General features: G+C 62.0%; 7 protein-coding genes. 4 read left to right on the forward strand and 3 right to left on the reverse strand.

Features of this window, described 5'->3' with window-relative positions; translation table 11 throughout:
* Positions 1-280 precede the first annotated feature (280 nt).
* Positions 281-601 (forward strand): hypothetical protein, encoded by a 321-nt coding sequence (locus tag Q8K09_RS04230; protein WP_305253736.1) that lies wholly within the window; start codon positions 281-283, stop codon positions 599-601.
* A gap of 56 nt (positions 602-657) precedes the next feature.
* Here Q8K09_RS04230 and Q8K09_RS04235 read toward each other — a convergent pair whose 3' ends face one another.
* The 3 genes from Q8K09_RS04235 to Q8K09_RS04245 form a co-directional block, all read right to left on the reverse strand.
* A complete protein-coding gene (locus Q8K09_RS04235) occupies positions 658-1,752 on the reverse strand; it encodes a calcium/sodium antiporter (RefSeq protein WP_305253742.1) in 1,095 nt (364 codons plus the stop codon).
* 83 nt (positions 1,753-1,835) lie between these two features.
* On the reverse strand, positions 1,836-2,435 hold the full coding sequence (locus tag Q8K09_RS04240) for a glutathione S-transferase family protein (protein WP_305253737.1): 600 nt from the start codon (positions 2,433-2,435) through the stop codon (positions 1,836-1,838).
* Between the two features lie 130 nt (positions 2,436-2,565).
* On the reverse strand, positions 2,566-3,723 hold the full coding sequence (locus tag Q8K09_RS04245; RefSeq protein ID WP_305253738.1) for a PLP-dependent aminotransferase family protein: 1,158 nt from the start codon (positions 3,721-3,723) through the stop codon (positions 2,566-2,568).
* A 95-nt stretch (positions 3,724-3,818) separates the two neighbouring features.
* On the opposite strand from Q8K09_RS04245, the gene Q8K09_RS04250 reads away from it, so the two are divergent.
* From Q8K09_RS04250 to Q8K09_RS04260, 3 genes are all read left to right on the forward strand, one after another.
* Positions 3,819-4,262, forward strand: coding sequence for a MarR family winged helix-turn-helix transcriptional regulator (locus Q8K09_RS04250; RefSeq protein WP_305253739.1), 444 nt, complete (start codon positions 3,819-3,821; stop codon positions 4,260-4,262).
* A 370-nt stretch (positions 4,263-4,632) separates the two neighbouring features.
* The gene (locus Q8K09_RS04255) at positions 4,633-5,244 is read left to right on the forward strand and encodes a LysE family translocator (protein ID WP_305253740.1); all 612 of its coding nucleotides are present in this window, start codon (positions 4,633-4,635) and stop codon (positions 5,242-5,244) included.
* The gene (locus Q8K09_RS04260) at positions 5,244-6,440 is read left to right on the forward strand and encodes a benzoate/H(+) symporter BenE family transporter (RefSeq protein WP_305253741.1); all 1,197 of its coding nucleotides are present in this window, start codon (positions 5,244-5,246) and stop codon (positions 6,438-6,440) included. Before Q8K09_RS04255 ends, Q8K09_RS04260 begins: the two co-directional genes overlap by 1 nt.
* Positions 6,441-6,764: the final 324 nt, after the last annotated feature.

Here is a 6,764-nt window from a genome sequence, read left to right on the forward strand (position 1 = left end):
GACCTAAAAAGCACAACACCATGCAAAAACACATCTGCAATTGCAGTTTTTCTTACGGCGCCCCCGCCACCCCAGCCACCAGGCACCCAGCACCACTCCAGGCGCCGGGCGCCCGCGATAGCTGAGCTGAGCTGATCTGATTGGCGCAGGCGATGGGCGCGGGGTTTCGGTATCGGGCTATGGCTTTCTGCGTGGTCAGTGGCGTCGCTGATGCCGGGGCGCTTGCGGCGTCGGCACTTCTGTGTAAAATCCCGCGCCCCAAAATGCAGGAGACAACACGTTGGCAATCCACTATTCCGCGCCCCAGGCAAATGTTGCATGTGGGCGCACAGGCTCGAACCTGAGCAGCACCCAGGATGTTACTCAGGTTTCATGCAAGCTCTGCCTGCGCACCGTTGAAAAGGGTGCGGCTGAGCCTGTACGCAAGACACCAAGCCTCGCTGAGCTTAGGGCCGCGGCAAAAGCTGCCAAGGCGGCCCTCGCAACGGCTGCAATGGCGCAGCCGACCCTGAGTCCGCGCGCCGCATGGCAGCAACGCCTGGAGCAACTGCCGGGCAAAAGTCGCATCCCGCGCGGCGTGGTACGGCAGGTATTTATCTAGACGCTGCTGGCCTTACGCGGGTGCTGTCGAGCGTGCGCGTAAGGCACTTGAGCGCGTCAGCCTTGCAACTTGGTCTTGCGCCAGGACTGCACGGTAATCACCAGCAGGGTTATGGCGGTCAGCGGCAGCACATAGCCAAGCATGGCGGTGGCAAACTGGTCCGCCAGTGGCCGCCCTGCAGCGCTAAGCACCAGGTACAGGGTGTAGGCCACGTAGTAGCCGATAAACAACAGTCCTTCCCAGCGGTTGATGCAATAGCCGGAGAAGAAGATCGGCAGACAGACCACCGCCACCCCGATCATCACCGGGAAGTCGAACGCCAGGGCGTTGGCCGCCACCAGAATGGGCGCGGGCGACAACAGCGAAGCCAGGCCGAGCACGCACAGCAGGTTGAAGATATTGCTGCCGACGATATTGCCCACGGCAATATCGCGCTCGCCACGAATGGCTGCCATCAGCGAGGTGGCCAACTCCGGCAGCGAGGTGCCAACCGCAACCACGGTCAAGCCAATTACCAGCTCCGAAAGCCCCAGGGTGCGAGCCAGGCTAACCGCGCCCTGCACCAGAAAATTCGAGCCGCTGACCAGCAACACCAACCCCACCACGATCAGCAGCAGGTTGATCTGCCAGGCATAGCGCTTGGCCGGTTCGTGCTGGGCAAATTCCTTGGTGAACTCATCGTCGGCCGGGACGCTTTTTTCGCGATAAGAGTTGATGATCAGAAACGCGCTGTAAGCCAGGATGCCGGCGAACAACACCAGGCCGTCGAGCTTGCTCAGGCTGCCATCCCAGGCCAGGCCCAAAGTCAGCAGGCTGGCGCCGATCATGATTGGTACATCGAGACGAATCAGCTGGCGGGAGACGACCAGCGGGGCGATCAGAGCGGTCAGGCCGAGAATCAGCAGCACGTTGGCGATGTTACTGCCCACCACGTTGCCAATCGCCAGGTCGCCACTGCCGGCCAGGGCTGCCTGGACGCTGACTGCCGTTTCCGGCGCGCTGGTGCCAAAGGCCACCACGGTCAGGCCGATGACCAGCGGCGGTATACCAAACTGCGCAGCCAGCTTGGCCGCGCCTCGCACCAGCACTTCAGCACCCGCCACCAGCAGAACCAAACCGGCAATCAGGTAACCCCAGACCATCAAGCTCATTACGCGCACCCCAAGAAAGATGCGCCAGTGTATGCGAGCCATAGAAAGGCGCCAGAGGGGGCGTCAGTTATATTTTCGGCGCCTCAACCGATGCCAATGTGCAGCGGATAACTGGCCACCCGCTGCAGCCAGGCACGAATGGCTGGGTAGCCGCTGAGGTCAAAACCGCCCTCTTCAGCAACATGGGTGTAGGCATAGAGTGCGATGTCGGCAATCGAATACTGCTCGCCAACCAGATAAGACGTGCGCTGCAGCTGCCGCTCCATCACTTTTAAGGCCTTGTGCCCGCGCACATGGCATTCCTCGTACTCAGTGCGGCGTGCCTCGGGCAGGCCCTGATACAGCTGGATAAAGCGCGCCACGGCGATGTAGGGCTCGTGGCTGTACTGCTCGAAGAACTGCCACTGCAGCACCTGGGTGCGCAGGCGCGGCTCGCTGGGCAGAAACTCAGTGCCGTCGGCAAGGAAGTTGAGGATGGCATTGGACTCCCACAGGCAGGTGCCGTCTTCCAGCTCCAGCACCGGGATCTTGCCGTTGGGGTTCTTGGCCAGAAAGGCTTCGCTCTGGGTTTCGCCCTTGAGGATATCCACGGGCACCCATTCGTGGGCAATACCCAGCAGATTGAGCATCAACTTGACCTTGTAACAGTTGCCCGAACGGGTGTCGCCGTAGACCTTGTACATGTCGCCCTCCTGAAGGCTTTTGTAGGAGCAAGCTTGCTGGCGATGCTTTAGCTCACAGCTGATCGCCGGGACGCCGGGACGCCGGACCGCCGGACCGCAGCAAGCTGGCTCCTACAGTCTTATCAATTCTCTACAGCGCCTGCGCCTGACGGATCACTTCGGCCAGGCGCTTGAGGCCTTCGTTCAGACGCTCCGGCGCAACGTGGCTGAAGTTCAAGCGCAAGTGCCCCGGATGCTGATCAGGGTCGATGAAAAACGGCTCGCCCGGCATGAAGGCGACGTTTTGCGCCAGGGCCGGCGCCAGTAAGGTGCGGGTGTCCAGCGGCTGCTTGAGGGTCAGCCAGAAGAACAATCCGCCCTGGGGAATCTGCCAATCGGCCAGCTCGCTGAAGTGCTCCTGCAGCACGGCCTGCATGGCGTCGCGACGGATGCGGTAGAAATCGCGCAACTCGGCCAGGTGCTCACGGTAGTGGCGGGTGCCTAGCCATTGCAGCGCCTGCCACTGGCCGATGCGGTTGGTGTGCAGGTCCGCAGACTGCTTGAGGCGCAGCAGGTAGGGGTACAGGTCTGGCGTGGCAATCAGGTAGCCGACGCGCAGGCCCGGCAACAGGGTTTTCGACACGGTGCCGGTGTAGATCCAGCTGGCCTGGCGCAGACGACTGACAATCGGCGTGGCGCTGCCTTCGTCGAATACCAGGTCACGGTAAGGCTCATCCTCGATCAGGGTCACACCGAACTCGTCGAGCAGCGCCGCCACCGCATCGCGTTTGGCCTCGCTGTAGCGCACCGCCGAGGGGTTCTGGAAGGTCGGGATCAGGTAAGCGAAAGCCGGCTTGTGGTTCTCCAGGCGCTGGCGCATGGCTTCGATCTGCGGGCCGTCGGCCTCTTGCGGCACGGCGATGCAGGCGGCGCCGAATAACTGAAAGGCTTGTAGGGCGGCCAGGTAGGTCGGCGCCTCGAGCAGCACTTCGGTGCCCGGATCGATAAACAGCTTGCTGGCCAGGTCCAGGGTCTGCTGCGAGCCGCTGACGATCAGCACCTGGCTGGCATCGCAGGGTATGCCAAGGGCGCGAGCGTCCTCGGCGATGGCCTCGCGCAATTCCGGCTCGCCTTCGCTGGTGCCGTATTGGCCCATGCTGGTCGGCATATCCGCCCACTCGACCTGGGGCAGCATTGGCTCAGCCGGCAAGCCGCCGGCGAAGGACATCACTTCCGGGCGCTGCGCGGCGGCGAGGATTTCACGGATCAGGGAGCTTTTAAGGCGGGTAACGCGTTCGGAGAAGGCCATGGACACACCAGTAGCAAAGGCGAATAAAAATAGGTCAAACTGATTGACCAAAATTACGACGCCCAACCCCAATACGTCAATAGGCTTGACCTTAAATGCTTGACCTCAAAAGTGTAACCAGCCAACAGGCCGCCATGGAGGCCTTCTTTTTTGGCTACCAGGCCTTCACTGCCAAGGCTGACGAAATGCTGGCGCGCCGCGGCTTGTCGCGGGTGCACCATCGCATCCTGTTTTTTATCGCCAGATGCCCGGGGCTGAGCATGAAGGAATTGCTGGCCTACCTGGGGGTGAGCAAGCAGGCACTCAATACGCCGCTGCGCCAGTTGCTGGAAATGGGCCTGGTGGAAAGCCTCGCGGCGAGCGATGACAAGCGCAAGCGCCTGCTCGGCTTTACGCCCGAAGGCGCCAAGCTGGAGCTGGCCCTGCGCCGCGAACAGGCCAAGCTGTTGCAGCGGGCCTTCGGCGAGGTCGGTGAAGACGCGGTAAAGGGCTGGCTGCGGGTCAACCAGGCGCTGGCGGGCAAGAGCCTGCAGCCATAACGCGCCAGTAACCTGCGATGGTTGGTGCGCACGGCGCACCCTACGGCTACTCGCCGCGAGCAGGCCAAGGCGCTGGCCGGGCGCTGAAGGTCATGCGTAGGCATATGTAGGAGCCAGCTTGCTGGCGATGCTTTTACCGGCAAGGATCGCCGGGACGCCGGACCGCAGCAAGCTGGCTCCTACAGGTTATTGGCCTGACGATAAGTCTTTTTTGCGTCATTTAAAGCTCTGCGCTGCTGCCCCGGCATAACTGTACCGGTGTTTTGTGCAAACACTTTAAAACTGTTACGCACATTGCCCGCCTCGCTGTACCGCGACGCCCTGCCCCGCGCCCCTTAGGCTGAGCAACACTGCCTCTGAGTGCTGCGCCATGACCACCGAACTGCTGATCGCCTTTATCGCCTTTGCCTTTGTCACCTCGGTCACGCCGGGGCCGAACAACATGATGCTGCTCGCCAGCGGGGTGAACTTCGGTATGCGCCGCAGCCTGCCGTACATGTTCGGCATCAGCCTGGGTTTCATGCTGTTGGTGATGGCGGTGGGTTTGGGCCTTGGTCAGGTGTTCGAGCAGGTTCCTCAGCTCTACACCCTGCTGCGCTATCTGGGCGCGACTTACCTGCTCTACCTGGCCTGGAAAATCGCGAACGCCGGTGTGCCAGACCCTAATGTCGGTAAGCGCAGCAAGCCATTCAGCTTCCTCCAGGCCGCGGCGTTTCAATGGGTAAACCCCAAGGCCTGGGTAATGGCCATTGGCGCGATCACCACCTACACGCCGCAGGACAACTTCGTGGTCAACGTGCTGCTGATTGCGGCCCTGTTCGCCCTGGTCAACTGCCCCAGCGTTGGCCTGTGGACCATGGCCGGCAGCCTGCTGCGCAACTGGCTGAGCAATCCGCGAGTACTGCGCGCTTTCAATATCGGCATGGCCCTGCTGCTGGTAGCCTCGCTCTACCCCATCTTCGCTGACACCGGACTGCTCTGATGCACGATCTGTCTCAACCCCGTTTACGGCCACTGGCCGACACCTCGACCTCGGCAGTGGTCGCCGGTTTTATCGCCATGCTCACCGGCTACACCAGCTCGCTGGTGCTGATGTTCCAGGCTGGCCAAGCCGCAGGGCTGAGCAGCGGGCAGATTTCTTCGTGGATCTGGGCGCTGTCGATCGGCATGGCGCTCTGCTGCATCGGCCTGTCGCTGCGCTACCGCGCGCCGATCATGATTGCCTGGTCGACGCCGGGTGCCGCGTTGCTGGTCACCAGCCTACCCGGCGTACCCTATGGCGAGGCAATAGGGGCCTATATTTTCGCTTCGGCGCTGATCGTGTTGATCGGCCTGACCGGCACCTTTGATCGTCTGATGCGGCGTATTCCCGCCTCCATCGCCGCCGCCCTGCTGGCTGGGGTGCTGTTCAAGATCGGCCTGGAAATCTGCGTGGCCGCCGAGCAGCAACCGCTGCTGGTGGTGGCCATGTTGCTGGCCTATCTGTTGGGCAAGCGGCTGTGGCCGCGCTATGCGGTACTCGCCGCCCTGATCGTCGGCAGCCTGCTGGCGGCGCTGTTCGGCCTGCTCGATTTCAGCGGCTTTACGCTGGAACTGGCGGTGCCTGAGTGGACCATGCCGGCCTTCTCCCTGGCGGCGACCATCAGCATCGGCATCCCGCTTTTTATCGTCGCCATGGCCTCGCAGAACCTGCCGGGCATGGCGGTGCTGCGCGCCAATGGCTACGACGTGCCGGCCAGCCCACTGTTGACGACCACCGGGCTGACTTCGATCCTGCTGGCACCGTTTGGCAGCCACGGCATTCATATGGCGGCCATCAGCGCGGCGATCTGCGCCGGCCCCGAAGCCCATGAAGACCCGAAGAAGCGCTATACCGCCGCCATCTGGTGCGGGGTGTTCTACGGTATCGCCGGGATTTTTGGCGCCACCCTCGCGGCCCTGTTCACCGCCCTGCCCAAGGCGTTGATCCTGTCGATTGCGGCGCTTGCCCTGTTCGCCTCGATCATCGGCGGTCTGACCCAGGCCATGAGCGAACCCAAGGAGCGCGAAGCGGCGCTGATCACCTTCCTGGTCACGGCCTCAGGCATGACGTTGTTCTCGGTCGGCTCGGCGTTCTGGGGGATAGTCGCAGGGCTGCTGACCCTGGCGATTCTGAATTGGGGTAAGCAGGACGCCTGATTGATGGGTATCGCTGCGCTCAACCCATCCTACCCACCGAGTGGAGCCAACCCAGTTGTGGGAGGGGCTTTAGCCGCGAAGCTTTGGCGGTGCTTCGAAAAATTCGCGGCTAAAGCCCCTCCTACAGGTTGCACCAGGCTTGAAAAAAAAGGCGCCTGGTTAGGCGCCTTTGTCATTGCAGGAACCGTAGCCCAATGAAATGGACTCCCCCCTCCTACGGCGTCTATGCGCCAGACTAGAGTTGTCAAAACAAAAGTCACGAAGGGAGGAGTCACCATGAAATTTAAGCGAATTGGTGTCGATTTGGCAAAGCAGGTGTTCCAG

Source organism: Pseudomonas sp. (assembly GCF_030683065.1).
Taxonomy (GTDB): Bacteria; Pseudomonadota; Gammaproteobacteria; order Pseudomonadales; family Pseudomonadaceae; genus Aquipseudomonas.

Coding starts and splice junctions, on each gene's coding strand:
- Q8K09_RS04235 (WP_305253742.1), bottom strand. CDS start 1,752: ATGAGCTTGATGGTCTGGGGTTACCTGATTGCCGGTTTGGTTCTGCTG.
- Q8K09_RS04240 (WP_305253737.1), bottom strand. CDS start 2,435: ATGTACAAGGTCTACGGCGACACCCGTTCGGGCAACTGTTACAAGGTC.
- Q8K09_RS04245 (WP_305253738.1), bottom strand. CDS start 3,723: ATGGCCTTCTCCGAACGCGTTACCCGCCTTAAAAGCTCCCTGATCCGT.
- Q8K09_RS04250 (WP_305253739.1), top strand. CDS start 3,819: ATGCTTGACCTCAAAAGTGTAACCAGCCAACAGGCCGCCATGGAGGCC.
- Q8K09_RS04255 (WP_305253740.1), top strand. CDS start 4,633: ATGACCACCGAACTGCTGATCGCCTTTATCGCCTTTGCCTTTGTCACC.
- Q8K09_RS04260 (WP_305253741.1), top strand. CDS start 5,244: ATGCACGATCTGTCTCAACCCCGTTTACGGCCACTGGCCGACACCTCG.